Raw genomic sequence first — 18,051 nt, 5'->3', positions numbered from 1 at the left:
TGTTCCGCAGTGATTTTGCGTGGATTCTGCGCTTGCCCGGAGCTTTCGCCAAGGTGGATTATTTTGAGTCAGCCTATGGTGTAGACGAAGGCTGATAAGATGGCGCAAAGGAGAGCCGTCATGCGCTTTGATCTGGTCGATTTGCAGCTGTTTGTCAACGTGGTGGAGGCGGGCAGCCTGACGGCGGGCGCCGCGCGCAGCCATCTCGCATTGGCGTCGAGCAGCGCGCGCGTGCGCGGCATGGAAGAGATGCTGGGCATGCCCTTGCTGCTGCGCGGGCGGCGCGGCGTGGAACCGACCCCCGTGGGCCAGACCTTGCTGCATCACGCGCGCCTGGTGCTGCTGCAAATGGAGAAAATGCGCGGCGAGCTCGGCGAATTTGCGCGCGGCTTGAAAGGGCAGTTGCGGCTGCTGTGCAATACGGCCGCGCTCAGCGAATTCTTGCCCGAAGCGCTCGGTGCTTTTCTCGACCGCCATCCGAACCTGACCATCGACCTGGAAGAGCGCCTCAGTTACGATATCGTCAAGGCCGTCTCGGAAGGACTGGCCGACATGGGCATCGTGTCCGATTCGGTCGACATGCGCGGCTTGCAGACGTTTTTGTTTCGCCCCGACCGGCTGGTGGTCATCGCCGCAGCCGACGGCGTGCATCACCGCGCGCTGGGCCCGGATGGCGTCGTCGACTTTGCCAGCGTACTGGATCACGATTTCATCGGCCTGGCCGACGACAGCGCGATGCAGCAGTACCTGGGCATGCATGCGGCACGCCTGGGCCGCCCGTTGAAGGTGCGCGTGCGCCTGCGCAGCTTCGATGCCGTGTGCCGCATGGTGGCCAGCGGCGTGGGCATCAGCGTGGTGCCGCTGGCGGCGGCCAGCCGCTGCCAGCAGACGATGGCGCTGCGCTGCCTGGAATTATCCGATCCCTGGTCGGTACGCAATCTGACGATTTGCGTGCGCCAGTTCAGTGAATTACCCCTGTATGCGCGCCAGTTGATCGATCATCTGAAGGCGTGACAGGGCATGACAGGAGCAGCGATGCGTTTTTCAGAAGACAAGATGGCCAGCCTGCGGTGCAGCGACCAGGTCGAGCGGCCGATTCACATCTGGCAGCCGGAGCAACCACGTGCCGTGATCCTGGCGATCCACGGCGGCATGGCGCACGCGGGCGACTACGTCACGCCGGCGCTGACCTTCCGCCAGCACGGCATCGCCACCGTCAGCTTCGACATGGTGGGCCACGACGGCAAGCGCAAGGTCGATATCCCCTCGTTCGCGGCCTTCCTCGACGACGCGGAACTGTTCCTTGCCTGGGTCAAGCAGGCGTATCCGGGCTTGCCGATCTTCGTCATGGGCCACTCGATGGGCGGCCTGATCGCCACGCACCTGGGGCTGCGGCGTTTCGCGGGCGACCCGGCGATCAAGGGCTTCATCATCTCATCGCCGTATTACGTGAATGCGATTCCCGTGCCGAAGGTGCTGCAGATGCTGTCCGGCTGGCTGGCGCAGCGTTTTCCGACGATGAAGGTACCGCTGGGGAATCTGACCATGCTGCTGACGCATGACCAGACCATCACCGCGCGCCATTTCCAGGACGAGCGCGACGGCATCCGCGCCAGCGCCGCCTCGGTGCGCTTCGCCCATGCGCTCACGTCGGCGCAAAAGGAACTGGCCGGCGGCCTGTCCGCCTGGCGCTTCCCCCTGTTCGCCGTGGTGGCGGGCGACGACAAGCTGGCCGACAGCCGCGCCACGGAAAGCCTGCTGCGCAGCGTGCCAGAGGGATTGCTCGACTATCACTACTATCCGGCCAATTACCACGAGAATTTCAATGAAGTGAACCGCGACGTGATCTTTGCCGCCATCCTGGCGTGGATGGAAAAGCTGCTGCCACCCGTGCCGGCGTGAGGCGCCCGTATCGCTATAATCGGCTTGACTGAATTTGCCGCCGGCGCATGCCGGCCCGGACCCCGCGGCACAGGGGCTTACTGAAGGAACGAACGATGCGCTTGCTGATTGCCCTGATATTCCCGTGGCTGACCTTTTTCACGATCGGCCGGCCCATTGCCGGCATCATTTGCCTGATCCTGCAAATCACCGTGATCGGCTGGCTGCCAGCGACGATCTGGGCCGTGTATTCGCTGAGCCAGTTCAAGACGGACCAGAAGATCGCCGAGGCCATGCGCCGGCGCTGACGCTAAGCTAAGTCCTGTTTAAGCTGCGCTTTCTATCTTGACTCAAGCAACATGAGGAGAGTGAGATGGCATCAGACAGACGCGGTACCCTGGGCCTGGCGGCCGCCATGCTGGCCGCCGGGCTGTTGCTGGGAAGTGCGGCGCAGGCCCAGGCCGACGGCGCGCTGCCGCCCGTGCAAAAGAGCGGGGCGGTGGAATACCTGAGCGGCGGCATCGGCCTCGATGAATCGACGGCCATCCAGAGCGCCAGCCGGCATTGGCCATTGAGCCTGGTGTTTTCCGTGCAGGCGGGAGGCAAGGCGGAATTTGCCTCCGACGTGAAGCTGCAGATTAGCGACGCCAAGGGCGCGCCGGTGCTGGACGCGACGGCCAGCGGACCGTTCCTGCTGGCGAAACTGGCGCCGGGCAGCTACGACCTGCGCGCCACCTTGGCCGGCAAGACAATGGAACGCAAGGTGCAGGTCAAGGCGGGATCGTCCGCGCGCGTGGAGCTGGTCTGGCCGGCGGGAACGAAGCAGGGCCAGTCCTGATGCCAGCCGACGGCAAGGCGCCCGAACGGGGCGTGCCGGCGCGCGGTTTGTCGGCCCATATCCTGCCCACGTCGGCGACGATGGTCGGCGTGTGCATGACGGTGCTGTCGCTCGGGCACCTGGCGCCGCGCGGCGAGGTGCGCGTGGCCATCGACAAGCTGCTCGCCGTCGATGCCATCGTCTTTCTCGTCAGCGCCGTGCTGTCCTTCGTGTCGCTGCGCCCCGGCCAATCGCGCTTGCGCTACGAATGGTGGGGCGAGCTGCTGTTCATCTGCGGCCTGGCCCTGCTGGCGCTGGGCGCCGTGGTGCTGGCCTTCGTCATCAACTGACCCCGGCCAGTTGACGGCGAATCAGCTGACCGCGAGCACGCGTCCTTCGGCGCTGCTTTGCAGCGCCAGTTCGATCAGGCGTATCGTCGCCGCCGCGTCTTCCGCCGCCACGGGCGCCGGTGCGCCGTGGCCGATGGCGTCGGCCATGCCCTGGTAAAAGTCCTGGTAGCGGCCCGCCTGCATCTCGAGGTGTTCGCAATGCCCGTCCGGCTGCGTGCCCAGATGCAGCGCGCCGCGCACGGGATCCACGCCCCAGCCGGGCTGGCCCGGCCTGCCGCCCGCCTTCAGGGCGTCTTCCTGCGGGTCGAGGCCGAACTTCACGAAACTGCCCTTGTCTCCATGCACGGCGAAGCGCGCCGTCGGCGCCTTCACCAGGCAGCCTGCTTGCAGCACCACGCGCAGCCGGTCGTAGTACAGGACGATGTGCATGTAGTCGACGGCTTGCGCGCCATCGCGCTGCAGGGCGATATCGGCGTACAGCTTTTCCGGCATGCCGAACAGCTGCATGGCCTGGTCCAGCATGTGCGGGCCCAGGTCGTACAGCAAGCCGCCGCCCGGTGCGCCGGATTCGCGCCAGCGCTGGCGGATCTCGGGGCGGAAACGGTCGAAATGCGATTCGACGCTGGCGATGCGCCCCAGCGTGCCCTGCGCCAGCAGCACTTTCAGGGTCAGGAAGTCGCCATCCCAGCGCCGGTTGTGATACACGCTGAGTACCAGCTGGCGCTCTTTCGCCAGCGCGATCAGGCTCTGCGCCTCGGTGCTGGAAATGGTGAAGGGCTTGTCGACCACCACGTGCTTGCCCGCTTGCAGGGCCGCTTGCGCCAGGCTGAAATGGGCCTCGTTGGGGGCGGCGATGACGACCAGTTCGATGGATGGATCGGCAAACAGCTGCGCCGCGTCCGCATACACGGTGGCGTGCGGCCAATCCTGGTGCACGAGGTCCGGCTTGCTGGAGGCGACGGCGGCCAGTTCCAGGGCATCGATGGTGGACAGGACGGGAGCGTGGAAGGTGGAGCCGGCAAAGCCGTAGCCGACCAGGCCGGTTTTGATCTTGTTCATGGCGGATTCACAGGTGCGTGGAAGAATCCATGATCATACCCGCAAGCGGGCGGCGGCAGCGCTGCAGCAATGTTGCAACGCCGCCGCGCATGCCTTAGTGCAGGCGCCAGACGTATTGCACCTTGACGCTGGCGCTGACGGGCTTGCCGCCAGCGAGGGCCGGCTTGAACGTGCACTTGGCGATGCCGCTGCGCGCCGCCTCGTCGAGGGCCGGATGGCCGCTGCTGTTGACCACGCTCGAGCCGTGGACCTTGCCGGCGGCATCGACGTCGAAGGACATGGTGACCGTGCCCTCTTGCTTCGCCTGCAGCGATGCAGCCGGGTAGACCGGTTTGCCGCACACGCCAAAGTCGATGACGGGGCGGCGCTCCAGCACGGGTGCGCTGTCGGCGGCGACGGCCTGGCCGTAGATGCCGAGGCAGGCACCGGCCAATGCCAGCAGCGGTACGGCCGCCTTCCAGTTCAGGGTTTGCGGTGCGGGGCGCAGCAATCGTTTGATACGTGACATAAGATCTCCTCCGTTGGCCGCCTGGGCCAGGTGGTGGGTTGAGAACTGGAGACGCTCCAGTTCCGAGAGTGCAAGAGCCAGACGCCGCGGTTCGCCCAGTTGTCTTGCTGCGAAATCGTCTGCAATGTGTTCGCGTTCGAGGCGCACGCCGCGTGAAATCCACCAGACGGCAGGGTGGAAGAACAGCAGCGCCTCGATGGCGTTTTGCAGCAGGTTGAGCAGATAATCGTGGCGCCGGATGTGCGCCAGTTCGTGCGCCAGCAGCGCGTCGAGCAGCTGTGGCGGCATGCCGGTGATCAGCGCCGCCGGCACCAGCACCATGGGGCGCCAGATGCCGGCCGTGAGCGGGCTGGCAATCCCGTCGAGCACGCGCAGGCGCACGGGCCGCGTCACGCCGGCGCGATGCGCCATGCCCGACAAGCGCGTTTGCCAGTGGGCATGCGTGGCGCCGGTATTCCTGGCGCTGCGCGCTATCCACAGCATGCCCAGCGCCATGCGCAGGGCCAGCATGGCGGCGCACAAGGCCCACACGCCGACGATGGCGCGCAGCAGCAGATCCAGGTCGGGCAGGCTGTCGGGCGCCAGCAGGGCGGTGGGCAGCAAGGCGCCGGAGAACAATGCGCCCGTGGTGTCGCCACCGGCCAGGCGCAGATACAGGCCCGCCGCCGGCCAGGCCAGGCAGGCCAGCAAGGCGCCGCAGCCGACGGCGTAGCGCGCTTCCGGGCGCGCATTGCGCAGGGCGGCCCAGGCCAGCGCCGTGGCGCAGCCGATCAGCAAACCTTGCCACAGGAAGTGCAGCAGGGTCCAGCCCAGGGCCGGCACGAAGCCGCTCATGACTGTTCATCCTTGAGCATTTTTTCGATTTCCTCGCGTTCGGCGCGCGACACGCCCGTGCGCAGCGCCGCCAGCACCAGCGCCTTGGCCGAACCGGCAAAGGCCTTCTGCATCAATTCCTTGAGCAGGTTCGTCTGCAGGCTGTCCTGCGCCTGGGCCGGCGCATACACGTGCGAACGCTGGCTTTCATCGCGGATCAGCAGGCCCTTGCCGTGCATGATCTGCATCAGGCGCAGCACGGTGCCGTAGGTGATGGCCGGCTTGGCCAGCGCCATCGCCTCGTGCACCTGCTTGGCCGTGGCGGCGCCCAGCGGCCACAGTGCCTGCAGCAGATCGAGTTCGGCTGCCGTCGGCTTCGGGATGTCGTGCGTCTTCGCCATGCTGTTTTCCTCTTGCCTGAAATTCAATAAGGCTAGAATAATCGTTGTAGACAAAAATGTATACTTTATTTTTTAATGCCGTATAAGCGCCTGTCAGGCATGCTGAAAAATATAGACAAGCTTGTTTAGAAGTATGGTGAACAGGCGAAAAAAAAGACGCCGCAGCGTCTTTTTTTGGGGGGGGAGGAAAATTATCCCGCCAGCTTGGCCTTCAGCAGTTCCGTCAGCTGGGCCGGGTTGGCCTTGCCCTTGGATGCTTTCATGGCCTGGCCGATCAGCGCGTTGATGGCCGCTTCCTTGCCGGCGCGGTATTGTTCCACCGACTTGGCGTTGGCCGCCAGCACTTCATCGACGATGGCTTCCAGCGCACCGGTATCCGAGATCTGCTTCAAACCCTTGGCGTCGATGATGGCGTCGACCAGGTGCTCGTCGCTGGACTTGGCTTCCCACATGCCGGCGAAGACTTCCTTCGCCGCCTTGTTCGAGATCGTGCCGTCGGCGATGCGCTTGAGCATGGCGGCCAGCTGCGCGGCGGAGACGGGGGCGTCGTCCAGGTCCACGCCTTCGCGGTTCAGGGTCGACGAGACGTCGCCCATCAGCCAGTTGGCGGCGGCCTTGGCGTTTTCCTTGCCGGCTTTGTCCACCACGGCGACGAAATAGGTGGCCATGGCTTTCGATTGCGTCAGCACCAGCGCATCGTAGTCCGGCAGCGCGTATTCGCTGATGAAGCGGGCGCGCATGGCGGCCGGCAGTTCCGGCATCGAGGCCTTGACCGAGGCGATCCACTCGGGCGAGATGACCAGCGGCGGCAAGTCCGGGTCCGGGAAGTAGCGGTAATCCTGGGCGTCTTCCTTGCTGCGCATTTCGCGCGTTTCCTTGCGCTCCGGATCGTACAGGCGCGTCGCCTGCACGACCTTGCCGCCGTCTTCGATCAGTTCGATCTGGCGGCGCACTTCGACGTGCACGGCTTCTTCGATGAAGCGGAAGGAGTTCAGGTTCTTGATCTCGCAGCGGGTGCCGAATTCCTTCTGGCCGACGGGGCGCACGGAGACGTTGACGTCGCAGCGGAACGAGCCTTCCTGCATGTTGCCGTCGCAAACGCCCAGCCACATGACCAGCGAGTGCAGGGCCTTGGCGTAGGCCACGGCTTCGGCGGCGCTGCGGATTTCCGGTTCCGAGACGATTTCCAGCAGCGGCGTGCCGGCGCGGTTCAAGTCGATGCCGCTCATGCCCGCGTAGTCTTCATGCAGCGACTTGCCGGCGTCTTCTTCCAGGTGGGCGCGTGTCAGGTTGACCGTCTTGGTGACGAATTCGCCATCCTTTTCATAGCCGAAGGTCAGCGCGCCGCCGATGACGACGGGGTCTTCGAACTGGCTGATCTGGTAGCCCTTGGGCGAATCCGGATAAAAATAGTTTTTACGGGCGAAAACCGAGTGCGGCGCCACAGTGGCGCCGACGGCCAGGCCGAAGCGGATCGCGCGGTCGACGGCTTGCTTGTTCATCACCGGCAGCACGCCTGGCAGCGCCAGGTCGACGGGGCTCGCCTGCGTGTTGGCTTCGGCGCCGTACTTGATCGGCGAACCGCTGAAAATTTTGGATTCGGTCGTGAGCTGCACGTGGTTCTCAAGACCGATGACGACTTCCCATTGCATAGTGTTCTCGCTTATTTTTTGGTGGCGCCGCCTGGGCGGCGCAAATCTGTTCTTGGTCTGCTCTTAAACGCCGGCTGGGCTGCGCGTGTGCCAGTCCGTCACCAGCTGGTACTGGTGCGCCACGTTCAGCAGTTTGGCTTCGCCAAAATAATTGCCGATGATTTGCAGGCCGACGGGGCGCTTGCCGTTTTTCTCGCCTGCGCCGAAGCCGCACGGGATCGACATGCCGGGCAGGCCGGCCAGGCTGGTCGACAGGGTGTAGATGTCGGCCAGGTAGTTCGCCACCGGGTCGTCCGTCTTGTCGCCCAGGTCCCAGGCGACGGTCGGCGCGACCGGTCCCATGATGACGTCGCAGACGGCGTTCGGGCCATTTAATACGGCGTCGAAATCCTGCGCGATCAGGCGGCGGATCTTTTGCGCCTTCAGGTAGTAGGCGTCGTAGTAGCCGTGGCACAGCACGTAGGTGCCGACCATGATGCGGCGCTGCACTTCCGGGCCGAAGCCCTGGGCGCGCGATTTTTTGTACATGTCCTGCAAGTCCTTGTACTCGCTAGCGCGGTGGCCGTAGCGCACGCCGTCGTAGCGCGACAGGTTCGACGACGCTTCGGCCGGGGCGATCATGTAGTAGGCGGGAATCGACAGGGCCGTATTCGGCAGCGAGATGTCGACCAGGGTGGCGCCCAGCTTTTCATACTGCGCCAGCGCGCCGCGCACGGCCGCTTCCACGTCCTTGGCCAGGCCCTCGCCGAAATACTCGCGCGGCACGCCGATGCGCAAGCCCGTGAGAGGGGCATCCAGGCTGCGCGAAAAATCTTCCGCCACGCCGCCCTGTTCCGGCGACAGGCTGGTCGAATCGCGTTCGTCGAAGCCGGCCATGGCGCTCAACAGCAGGGCGCAGTCTTCGGCCGAGCGGGCCATCGGGCCGCCCTGGTCCAGCGACGAGGCGAAGGCGATCATGCCGAAGCGCGAGACGCGGCCATAGGTCGGCTTGATGCCGGTGATGCCGCAAAACGCGGCCGGCTGGCGGATCGAGCCGCCCGTGTCGGTGCCGGTGGCCGCCGGCGCCAGGCCGGCGGCGACGGCGGCGGCCGAGCCGCCCGACGAGCCGCCCGGCACGGCGGTGTTGTCCCACGGATTGCGCACGGCGCCGAAGGCCGAGTTCTCGTTGCCGGAACCCATGGCGAATTCATCGCAGTTGACCTTGCCCAGGGTGACCATGCCGGCCGCCTGGAATTTTTCCACCACGGTGGCGTCAAACGGGCTGGCGTAGTTGGCCAGCATCTTTGAGCCGGCCGTCGTGCGCCAGCCTTGGGTGACGAACAGGTCCTTGTGCGCGATCGGCACGCCCGTCAATGGCGTGGCCGTGCCGGCGGCGATGCGCGCGTCGGCCTCGGCAGCTTGCGCCAGGGTCAGGGCACGGTCGACGTGCAGGAAGGCGTTCGAGTCGTCCGCTTCGATGCGGTCGAGGAAATGCGTCGCCAGCGCAACGGCGGAAATTTCCTTGTTCTGCAAGAGCGTGGACAGCTGTTTGATGGATTTTGTATGCATGGCGTTTCTATTTGATTTTATTCGGCGGAAGACGAGCGTACTCAGCGAGAACGCGAAAGATGCTTATTCGATCACTTTTGGCACGAGGTAGAGTCCGTCCTGCACTTTCGGCGCCACGGCCTGGTAGGCGTCGCGGCGGTTCTGTTCCGTGGCGACGTCCTCGCGCAGGCGCAGGGCGATATTGTCCATGTGGGCGGCCAGCGGGTGGCTCAGGGGCGCCACGCCATCGGTATTGACGGCTTGCATTTGCTCGGCCAGTGCAAAAATCTTGTTCAATTGGGCCAACGACGTGACGGCCTGATCGTCGGCCATTTCGAGTTGTGCCAGGTGGGCGATGCGTTTTACGTCGGAGAGTGTCAGGGACATGGCGAATGGCGCGGAGTGCCGCGCATTAGTATTAAGTTGGCGTTTTGATAAAACGCGAGTATTTACTGCTATTTTGCTCACAAAAATCGAGGAATGCCGCGTAACTCGCGGCTGCAAGAGTCGCACTTTTCCATGGTTTTTGAGCAAATCGCATTCAAATTATAAGGTAGAATGGCGGGTTAATGCGTTGTCGGCGCTGATGGACTGCTGCCGCAGCATAGAAAAGATTGCGCAAGCGCCAAGCGAAACCCGGGAAAATCGCCTTCATGGATTTTCAGGGTGCCTGAAAGCGCCCGCTTTGAAACTCCCCATAAACAGCTTTTGCGCAGCTCGATGCGCTACAGGACACTCATGTTTGGTTTTTTACGCAGGTATATCTCCACCGATCTGGCCATTGACTTGGGCACGGCCAACACCCTTATTTATGTACGCGGCCTCGGTATCGTCCTGGACGAGCCATCCGTCGTCGCCATCCGCCAGGAAGGCGGTCCGAATGGCAAGAAGACCATTCAGGCAGTCGGCAAGGAAGCCAAGCAGATGCTGGGCAAGGTGCCGGGCAATATCGAAGCGATTCGTCCGATGAAAGATGGCGTGATCGCCGACTTCACCGTCACCGAGCAGATGCTCAAGCAATTCATCCGCATGGTGCACGACTCGAAATTCTTCCGTCCTTCGCCGCGCATCATCATTTGCGTGCCGTGCGGTTCGACCCAGGTCGAGCGCCGCGCCATCCGCGAATCGGCCCTGGGCGCCGGCGCCTCGCAGGTGTACCTGATCGAAGAACCGATGGCGGCGGCCATCGGCGCGGGCCTGCCCGTGTCGGAAGCGACCGGCTCGATGGTGGTCGACATCGGCGGCGGCACCACCGAAGTGGGCATCATTTCGCTGGGCGGCATGGTCTACAAGGGTTCCGTGCGCGTCGGCGGCGACAAGTTCGATGAAGCCATCGTCAACTACATCCGCCGCAACTACGGCATGCTGATCGGCGAACAGACGGCTGAAGCCATCAAGAAGGCCATCGGTTCGGCCTTCCCTGGTTCGGAAGTGAAGGAAATGGAAGTCAAGGGCCGCAACCTGTCCGAAGGCATCCCGCGCTCGTTCACCATTTCCAGCAACGAGATCCTCGAAGCGCTGACCGACCCGCTGAACAACATCGTCTCGGCCGTGAAGAACGCGCTGGAACAGACGCCGCCGGAACTGGGCGCCGACATCGCCGAAAAAGGCATGATGCTGACGGGCGGCGGCGCGCTGCTGCGCGACCTGGACCGCCTGCTGATGGAGGAAACCGGCCTGCCGGTGCTGGTGGCCGAGGACCCGCTCACTTGCGTGGTGCGCGGTTCCGGGATGGCACTGGAACGTATGGACAAGCTCGGCTCGATCTTCTCCTACGAATAATCGGATCAACGGGCCGGAGAGCGGGTCTCCGGCTTTGGTTTTGGCGCCGGCGTTTGACCGGGGCCTGCACGTTGGCGCACCGCGCCTGGCCTGATCATTGGAAGTCATGGAATACAGTCCTCCGCCACTTTTCAAACAAGGCGCCTCCGCCCGCGTCAAGATGATGGTGTTCGCCGGCATTTCTATCGCCCTGCTGCTGGTCGATTCGCGCATGCACGCGCTGACGGCCGTGCGCCAGGCAGTCGGCACCGTGCTGTATCCGGTGCAGATGGCGGCCCTGGTGCCGCGCGACGTGGCGCTCGGCGTCGGCAATTACTTCTCTTCGCTGTCCGCCCTGGAAAAACAGGTGCGCGACCTGAAGCACGAACAGATCGCCTCGGCGCAGATCATGCAGCAGGCGCAGCTCAACATCGTTGAAAACAACCATTTGCGCAAGTTGATGGAGGCGCGCGAGCGCGTTCCCGTCAAGACCATGATGGCCGAAGTGCTGTACGACACGCGCGACTCGGCCACGCGCAAGATCGTGCTGGACCGGGGCATCCAGAACGGCGTCGAACTGGGCCGTCCCGTGATCGACAACCTGGGCGTGGTCGGGCAAGTCACGCGCGTGTTCCCGTTCACCTCCGAAGTGACCCTCTTGACCGATGAAGAGCAGGCCATTCCCGTGCAGCTGTTGCGCAATGGCGTGCGCAGCGTGGCCATCGGCCGCGGCAAGTCCGGCACCATGGAGCTGCGTTTCACGGCCCCCAGCGCCGACATCCAGATCGGCGACATCGTCATCACCTCGGGCCTCGACGGCCTGTACCCGGCCGGCCTGGCCGTGGCGCGCGTGACCCTGGTCGAGCGCAATGCGCATGGCCCGTTCGGTCGTGTCGTGTGCCAGCCGCTGGCCGGCATCGAACGCAACACCCAGCTGCTCATCTTGATGACGTCACCCGAGATTCCGCCGCGCCCGCCCGCCGAAGATGTCAAGACGGGCCGCAAGATCGCCGGCAAGATGGCGCCGATCAAGGACCCGGCCAAGGAGCCCGCCGCCGCCGCGACAGCGCCGGCCGCGAAACCGCCTGCCGGCCCCGCGCCGAAACCGGCGGCGCCTGCCGCCGCACCCGCACCTGCCGCCGTGCCACCGAAGGAAGCGACACGATGAACCGCCCGCATTACATCCTGCTGCCGGTCAGCCCCCTGTTCATCGGTTTTTCCCTGCTGTGCGCTTTTCTGCTGAACCTGCTGCCATGGGGGCAGTTCGTCGGCGTGCCCGATTTCGTCGCCCTGGTGCTGGTCTTCTGGGGCATCCACCAGCCGCGCAAGGTCGGCATCGGCGTGGCGTTCTTCATGGGTCTGATGATGGACGTGCACGATTCGACCCTGCTGGGCGAGAATGCGCTGGCCTATACCTTGCTGTCGTATTTCGCCATCATGATGCACCGCCGCGTGCTGTGGTTCCCCGTCCTGACCCAGGCGCTGCACGTGCTGCCGTTGCTGCTGCTGACGCAGGCGCTGCAATTGCTGACGCGGCTGATCGTCTCGGGCCGCTTCCCCGGCTGGCTCAATTTCATCGAGAGCTTCGTCGCCGTGGCCCTGTGGCCGATCGTCACGTGGATCCTGCTGGCGCCGCAGCGCCGCGCCGTGGACCGCGATCATAACCGGCCGATCTGACGAGCGCCTGCCATGACTGAACTCAAGAACACCGAGCGCGAACTGCATTTTTTCCGCATGCGCCTGACCATCCTGGGCGCGCTCGTCTTCGTCTGCTTTGCGCTGCTGCTGGCGCGCTTCATCTGGCTGCAGGTGATCAAGCACGAGGACTATGCGACCAAGGCCGAGGACAACCGCATCGCCGTGGTGCCCATCGTGCCCACGCGCGGCCTGATCCTCGACCGCAACGGCGTGGTATTGGCGCGCAATTACTCGGCCTATACGCTGGAAATCACGCCGTCGAAATTGAGCGCCAGCCTCGATTCCGTGATCGACGAGCTGTCGACCCTGGTGCAGATCGACATCAAGGACCGCCGCCGCTTCAAGAAGCTGCTGGAAGAGTCGAAGAACTTCGTCAGCGTGCCGCTGCGCACGCGCCTGACGGACGAGGAAGTGGCGCGCTTCACGGCGCAGCGCTTCCGCTTCCCTGGCGTCGAGGTGCAGGCGCGCCTGTTCCGCCAGTATCCGATGGGCGAGGTGGCGTCGCACGTGGTGGGCTTCATCGGCCGCATCAACCGCAACGAAGCCAAGGCGCTGGAAGAGGGCGAGGACGCGGCCAACTACAACGGCACCGACCATATCGGCAAGGAGGGCCTGGAAAAAAGCTACGAGAAGCAGCTGCATGGCACCACCGGCTACGAAGAGGTGGAAGTGTCGGCCGGCGGGCGCGCCATGCGCACCCTGTCGCGCACGGCGGCCACCCCTGGCAACAACCTGATCCTGTCGATCGACATCGAACTGCAAAAAGTGGTCGAGGAAGCGTTCGGCGAATGGCGCGGCGCGGCCGTGGCCATCGACCCGGCCACGGGCGACATCCTGGCCTACGTGTCCAAGCCAGGCTACGACCCCAACCTGTTCGTCGACGGCATCGACCAGCAAAGCTGGAACGAACTCAATACTTCGCTGGACCGGCCGATGGTCAACCGGCCTCTGTCCGGCACCTACGCGCCCGGCTCGACCTTCAAACCCTTCATGGCGCTGGCCGCGCTCGAATTGGGCAAGCGCACGCCGAGCCAGTCGATATCCGACCCCGGTTTCTTCATCCTCGGCGGCCACACCTTCCGCGACGACAAGGTGGGCGGCCATGGCACGGTGGACATGCACAAGTCCATCGTCGTCTCGTGCAACACCTATTACTATCAGCTGGGCCGCGACATGGGCATCGACGCCATCCACGACTTCATGAAGCCGTTCGGTTTCGGCCAGCTGACGGGCATCGACCTGAATAACGAAAAGACGGGCGTGCTGCCGTCGACGGAATGGAAGCGCAACCGCTTCAAGACGCCGCAGCAGAAAAAATGGGTGGGCGGCGACACGATTTCGGTGAGTAACGGCTCCGGCTACAATTCCTACACGCCGCTGCAGATCGCCCACGCGACGGCCAACCTGGCCAACAACGGCGTGGTGATGAAACCGCATCTGGTGAAGATCATCGAAGACGCCGCCACGCGCGCGCGCACGCTGACGGTGCCCAAGGAAAGCTACCGCATCGCGCTCAAGCAGGAAAATATCGACATCATCAAGCGCGCCATGGTGGGCGTGACCAGCGAGCAGGGCGGCACGGCCGCGCGCATCTTCACCGGCGTGCAGTACACGGTGGGCGGCAAGACGGGGACGGCGCAGGTGGTGGGCATCAAGAAAAACGAGAAGTACAATGCCAAGCTGCTGGCCGAACGCCTGCGCGACAACGCCCTGTTCACGGCCTTCGCGCCGGCCGACAAGCCGCGCATCGCGATTGCCATCGTGGTGGAAAACGCGGGCTTCGGCGCCGGCGTGGCCGCGCCGATCGCGCGCAAGGCGCTCGACTACTACCTGCTGGGCAAGCGTCCTAGCGACAAGGAAAAGGACACCACCAAGGTGCCCAAGGAAGATGTCGACGAAGTGCGCACCCTGGAAGAAATCACGGACGAGCAAGCAGCCCCGACGGCACCTGCCAGACAATAAGGAAGCACATGCCCATTAACGAGAGGCGCTCGCTGTGGCGGCGCGCCAAACCCTATCTGGCGGTGTTCGATCCGCCGCTGATGATCATCATCCTGATGCTGCTCAGCACCAGCCTGCTGACCCTGTATTCGGCCAGCATCGGCATCCCCGGCAAGATCGAGGACCACCTGCGCAACATCCTGCTGTGCTTTTTCGTCATGTGGGTGGCGGCCAACGTCACGCCGCAGATGATGATGCGCATCGCCGTGCCCGCTTATACGGTGTCGGTGATCCTGCTGGTGGCCGTGGCGCTGTTCGGCACCATCAAGCTCGGTGCGCGGCGCTGGCTGCATATCGGCGTGATCGACATCCAGCCGTCCGAATTCCTGAAGATCGCCACGCCGCTGATGCTGGCCTGGTTCTTCCAGCATAATGCGGGTGCGCTGCGCTGGAAATCGTTCCTGATGGCGGCCGTGCTGCTGCTGGCGCCCGTCTACCTGATCGCGCGCCAGCCCGACCTGGGCACGGCGCTGCTGGTGGTGGCGGCCGGCTTTACCGTCATCTTCCTGGCCGGCCTGTCGTGGAAGGTGCTGGCCGGCTTGCTGATCACCTTTGTTTCCTGCCTGCCGATCGCCTGGTCGCACCTGCATGATTACCAGCGCGACCGCGTGATGATGCTGATCGACCCGACCAAGGACCCGCTGGGCAAGGGCTTTCATATCATCCAGTCCATCATCGCCATTGGTTCCGGCGGCATGACGGGCAAGGGCTGGACGCACGGCACGCAAGCCCACCTGGAGTTTGTTCCGGAACGCACGACCGATTTTATTTTTGCCGTATATTCCGAGGAATTCGGCCTGGTCGGTAACTTGATCCTGATGCTGATGTATTTGCTGCTGGTGGGACGGGGGCTGATGATCGCCGCCAACGCCCCCAGTTTTTTCACTCGCCTGCTGGCAGGAGCGATCACCATGATTTTCTTTACTTACGCCTTCGTCAACATGGGCATGGTCAGCGGCATCGTGCCGGTGGTCGGCGTCCCCTTGCCATTCCTCAGCTATGGCGGCACCGCGCTGCTGACCCTGGGCGTGGCCACCGGTATCCTGATGAGCATTCAGCGCCACCGCAAGCTGGTGCAGACCTGATGCGCGCGCCTGTCGATACCTTCGTCATGCGCGGGTTGAGCCTGACGGTCTTGCTGACCCTGGCCGCTTGCGGCACCACGCCGCACAAGCCCGCATCGAATAACGTGCCGCTGCCATCCGGCGGCAAGGTCAAGGCGCCCGTGCGCCAGGATCCCACCTTGCCGGCGTTGCCGGCGGCAGGCTCCGGGCGCGGCGGCTACTACAAGGACGATGGCCCGGGCGACAATCCGCCGGCCAACCTGCGCGACGTGCCCGACGCGGAAGTGCGCAACGAGCCGTATTCGACGCGCTCGAACCGCCCGTATGTCGTCTTCGGCAAGACCTACACGCCGATCACCGACAACACGCCATTTACGCAGAAGGGCACGGGCACCTGGTATGGCAAGAAATTCCATGGCCAGCGCACTTCGTCGGGCGAAATCTACGATATGTACAAGATGACGGCGGCCCATCCGACCTTGCCGATTCCGTCGTATGCGCGCGTGACGAGCATCGACAGCGGCGAGCAGGTGATCGTACGCATCAATGACCGCGGTCCCTTCCACGCCACGCGCGTCATCGACGTGTCCTACACGGCGGCGCTGAAACTGGGCTTCCTGGGCAAGGGCAGCCACCAGGTGGTGGTCGAGCGGCTGCTGCCGGCCGATATCGACGCCATCCTGGCGGCCCGCGCGGCGCCCAAGCCGGTACCTTCCGTAGTGGCCATTTCCATCGATACTCCCGTGGAAACGGGCGCCGTGGTGCAGCCGGAAGTGTCGACGCAGATGCTGCCCGTCGATGCGACGGTGGCCATGCCCGCTCCGGCGGCGCTGGCCAGCGGCTTCTATTTGCAGCTGGGCGCCTACTCGCGCGCCGACAATGCGGAATCGGGACGTTCGCGCCTGGCGCCATACGCGGCGGCCCTGGGGACCTTGGGCGTGGTGCAGGCCGGGAACCTGTTCCGCCTGTACGGTGGACCATTCTCCAGCCGCGCCGAGGCGGCACGCGCGGCGGCGAATTTGCCGGAATCGACGGGTATCAAGCCGATCGTGATTCAACGATAGTTATTTACAACTACGCAGTTCCTGCTCCGGGAATTGCGTTTTAATTTTCTCCAGCCGCGCGCGCGTGGCGGCGTCGAGGTCGCGGAACTGGTAGGCGAGCTGCTTGCTGGCGCTGTAGCGCGGCGCGACGCGGGCGCTGTGCACGCCCTGTTTGTTGAGCGATGCCAGCTGGCTTTGCGCGCTGGTTTCCGACTTGAACACGCCCAGTGAAATGCCCCAGCGCAGCGGGCTGCTTTCGTTCATGATGAAGTAATTCGTCACGCCCAGCTGCTTCAATTCGCCGGCCTTGCGGTCGGCGCCTTCCTTGCTGCCCTGCGGCGGGATGTACACCATGTAACTGGAAATGTCGTGGCCGGCCACGTTGCGGCGCGACTGGCGGTCGCCCAGATCCAGTGCGGCCACTTGCGCTTCGAAGCGGCGCCCGTCGGCCAGCAGGAAATTGCCCACTTCCGTGCAGGCATACGTCGTCGGCGGCGCCGGTGCGGCCGCCGCCGGCGTCGCGCCCTCGTCGGCGGCCGGCGGCGCGGCGGGTGCCGTGGCCTGCTCCTGCGTCAGCAAGGTGAGCTTGCCCGCCTGCAGCTGGTTTTTCAGGCGCGCCGGTTCGCGCGTCTCGCTGCGAAAACTGCCCAGATAACCCTGGCCGATGGCCAGCACCAGCAGGTTGACGCCGGCCAGCAGCCAGAAGACGAATTTCAGCATACGTGGTGTCCTTGTGTTCCTGCCGCTCCGGCGCGCGCGGCCGCCTGCAGGCCGAGCATGACGATATTGTCCACCAGGTGCAGCGGCACCGGCAGCGCCAGTGCTGGCGCGATGCGCGGCGCGGCGCCGCCCGACAGCAGGCAGGCGCTGGCGCCGTGCATGCGCACGGCCCGTTCAATGGCGCCCGCCTGGGCCGCCAGGCAGCCCGAGAGGATGGCGTCGTCCGTGTTGTCGGCAAAGCCGGCCGGCAGCATGGCGTCGCCGGCGATTTGCGGCAGTTGCGCCGTGTTGCGCGCCAGCGAGCTGGCCATCAACCCCAGTCCCGGCAAGATCATCCCGCCAAGGAAAACGCCATCGGCCGTGATGGCGTCGATGGTGGTGGCGGTGCCGCAATTGGCGACGATGACGGACTGGCCAGGCGCCAGCGCCTGCGCGCCGATGGCGGCGGCAAAGCGGTCGCAGCCCAGCTGCGACGGCGCGCGGTAACCATTCGTCAATCCGGCCAGCCACGGCAGCGAAATAAAGTCACGTGGCATTACCGGCAGCATGGCGCGCAGGCGCGTGCCGATGGCGGCGCCCGCCACGTTCGACAGCAGCACCTCGCTGATGGCGAGTGTCTCCCACTGCGCGGCCAGCGTATCGATCTGCGCATGCGTGACGGCGCCGCTGGCCAGCCAGCCGCCGGCGGCACTGTCGGCGGCCACGAGTGCCCATTTGATGCGCGTATTGCCGGCGTCGATCAGCAGCAGCATGCGC

The 18,051-nt window shown here is 64.6% G+C and carries 19 protein-coding genes; 11 read left to right on the top strand and 8 right to left on the bottom strand.

Annotated elements, in window-relative coordinates; all coding sequences use genetic code 11:
• Window positions 1-120 precede the first annotated feature (120 nt).
• From J0O65_RS08690 to J0O65_RS08670, 5 genes are all read left to right on the top strand, one after another.
• Window positions 121-1,014: a LysR family transcriptional regulator gene (locus J0O65_RS08690; protein WP_215405966.1), complete on the top strand. Its 894-nt coding sequence runs from the start codon at window positions 121-123 to the stop codon at window positions 1,012-1,014.
• 21 nt (window positions 1,015-1,035) lie between these two features.
• Complete coding sequence (locus tag J0O65_RS08685) at window positions 1,036-1,902, top strand: alpha/beta fold hydrolase (protein WP_215405964.1); 867 nt, start codon at window positions 1,036-1,038, stop codon at window positions 1,900-1,902.
• 95 nt (window positions 1,903-1,997) lie between these two features.
• Window positions 1,998-2,189, top strand: a complete 192-nt coding sequence (locus J0O65_RS08680; protein WP_215405962.1) for a YqaE/Pmp3 family membrane protein — start codon at window positions 1,998-2,000, stop codon at window positions 2,187-2,189.
• A gap of 65 nt (window positions 2,190-2,254) precedes the next feature.
• Window positions 2,255-2,719, top strand: a complete 465-nt coding sequence (locus J0O65_RS08675) for a carboxypeptidase regulatory-like domain-containing protein (protein WP_215405961.1) — start codon at window positions 2,255-2,257, stop codon at window positions 2,717-2,719.
• Window positions 2,719-3,048: a hypothetical protein gene (locus tag J0O65_RS08670; RefSeq protein WP_215405959.1), complete on the top strand. Its 330-nt coding sequence runs from the start codon at window positions 2,719-2,721 to the stop codon at window positions 3,046-3,048. Before J0O65_RS08675 ends, J0O65_RS08670 begins: the two co-directional genes overlap by 1 nt.
• Before the next feature lie 21 nt (window positions 3,049-3,069).
• On the opposite strand, the gene J0O65_RS08665 is transcribed toward J0O65_RS08670, so the two are convergent.
• The 6 genes from J0O65_RS08665 to gatC form a co-directional block, all read right to left on the bottom strand.
• Window positions 3,070-4,107 carry an oxidoreductase gene (locus J0O65_RS08665; protein WP_215405957.1) on the bottom strand — a complete coding sequence of 346 codons (1,038 nt, stop codon included), beginning with the start codon at window positions 4,105-4,107 and terminating at the stop codon, window positions 3,070-3,072.
• 94 nt (window positions 4,108-4,201) lie between these two features.
• Window positions 4,202-5,449, bottom strand: coding sequence for a M56 family metallopeptidase (locus J0O65_RS08660; protein ID WP_215405955.1), 1,248 nt, complete (start codon window positions 5,447-5,449; stop codon window positions 4,202-4,204).
• The gene (locus J0O65_RS08655; RefSeq protein ID WP_215405953.1) at window positions 5,446-5,829 is read right to left on the bottom strand and encodes a BlaI/MecI/CopY family transcriptional regulator; all 384 of its coding nucleotides are present in this window, start codon (window positions 5,827-5,829) and stop codon (window positions 5,446-5,448) included. The genes J0O65_RS08660 and J0O65_RS08655 overlap by 4 nt, the downstream gene beginning before the upstream one ends.
• A 191-nt stretch (window positions 5,830-6,020) precedes the next feature.
• The gene (gene gatB / locus J0O65_RS08650; RefSeq protein WP_353056170.1) at window positions 6,021-7,496 is read right to left on the bottom strand and encodes an Asp-tRNA(Asn)/Glu-tRNA(Gln) amidotransferase subunit GatB; all 1,476 of its coding nucleotides are present in this window, start codon (window positions 7,494-7,496) and stop codon (window positions 6,021-6,023) included.
• Between the two features lie 48 nt (window positions 7,497-7,544).
• Window positions 7,545-9,029, bottom strand: coding sequence for an Asp-tRNA(Asn)/Glu-tRNA(Gln) amidotransferase subunit GatA (gene gatA, locus J0O65_RS08645; protein ID WP_215405950.1), 1,485 nt, complete (start codon window positions 9,027-9,029; stop codon window positions 7,545-7,547).
• A gap of 63 nt (window positions 9,030-9,092) precedes the next feature.
• Window positions 9,093-9,395 (bottom strand): Asp-tRNA(Asn)/Glu-tRNA(Gln) amidotransferase subunit GatC, encoded by a 303-nt coding sequence (gene gatC / locus J0O65_RS08640; RefSeq protein WP_070222787.1) that lies wholly within the window; start codon window positions 9,393-9,395, stop codon window positions 9,093-9,095.
• 351 nt (window positions 9,396-9,746) lie between these two features.
• Between gatC and J0O65_RS08635 the strand changes: the two genes are divergently transcribed.
• The 6 genes from J0O65_RS08635 (at window position 9,747) to J0O65_RS08610 (ending at window position 16,596) form a co-directional block, all read left to right on the top strand.
• Window positions 9,747-10,790 (top strand): rod shape-determining protein, encoded by a 1,044-nt coding sequence (locus tag J0O65_RS08635; protein ID WP_010393186.1) that lies wholly within the window; start codon window positions 9,747-9,749, stop codon window positions 10,788-10,790.
• 106 nt (window positions 10,791-10,896) lie between these two features.
• Complete coding sequence (gene mreC / locus J0O65_RS08630; protein WP_215405948.1) at window positions 10,897-11,937, top strand: rod shape-determining protein MreC; 1,041 nt, start codon at window positions 10,897-10,899, stop codon at window positions 11,935-11,937.
• On the top strand, window positions 11,934-12,446 hold the full coding sequence (mreD, locus tag J0O65_RS08625) for a rod shape-determining protein MreD (protein ID WP_215405947.1): 513 nt from the start codon (window positions 11,934-11,936) through the stop codon (window positions 12,444-12,446). Before mreC ends, mreD begins: the two co-directional genes overlap by 4 nt.
• 12 nt (window positions 12,447-12,458) lie before the next feature.
• A complete protein-coding gene (gene mrdA, locus J0O65_RS08620; RefSeq protein ID WP_215405945.1) occupies window positions 12,459-14,429 on the top strand; it encodes a penicillin-binding protein 2 in 1,971 nt (656 codons plus the stop codon).
• A gap of 8 nt (window positions 14,430-14,437) precedes the next feature.
• A complete protein-coding gene (gene rodA / locus J0O65_RS08615; protein WP_099379982.1) occupies window positions 14,438-15,553 on the top strand; it encodes a rod shape-determining protein RodA in 1,116 nt (371 codons plus the stop codon).
• The gene (locus tag J0O65_RS08610; RefSeq protein ID WP_215405943.1) at window positions 15,553-16,596 is read left to right on the top strand and encodes a septal ring lytic transglycosylase RlpA family protein; all 1,044 of its coding nucleotides are present in this window, start codon (window positions 15,553-15,555) and stop codon (window positions 16,594-16,596) included. The genes rodA and J0O65_RS08610 overlap by 1 nt, the downstream gene beginning before the upstream one ends.
• Here the strand turns inward: J0O65_RS08610 and J0O65_RS08605 are convergent, their stop codons facing one another.
• Both J0O65_RS08605 and J0O65_RS08600 read right to left on the bottom strand, forming a co-directional pair.
• Window positions 16,597-17,295: an SPOR domain-containing protein gene (locus tag J0O65_RS08605; RefSeq protein WP_215405941.1), complete on the bottom strand. Its 699-nt coding sequence runs from the start codon at window positions 17,293-17,295 to the stop codon at window positions 16,597-16,599. It lies immediately after the preceding gene.
• Window positions 17,289-18,047, bottom strand: a complete 759-nt coding sequence (locus tag J0O65_RS08600; RefSeq protein ID WP_215405939.1) for a type III pantothenate kinase — start codon at window positions 18,045-18,047, stop codon at window positions 17,289-17,291. The genes J0O65_RS08605 and J0O65_RS08600 overlap by 7 nt, the downstream gene beginning before the upstream one ends.
• Between the last annotated feature and the right edge of the window lie 4 nt (window positions 18,048-18,051).

The organism is Janthinobacterium sp. JC611, assembly GCF_018682595.1.
GTDB lineage: Bacteria > Pseudomonadota > Gammaproteobacteria > Burkholderiales > Burkholderiaceae_D > Janthinobacterium.
The sequence above is the reverse complement of the archived record's forward strand: the minus strand, read 5'-3'. Positions and strand labels throughout refer to the sequence as shown.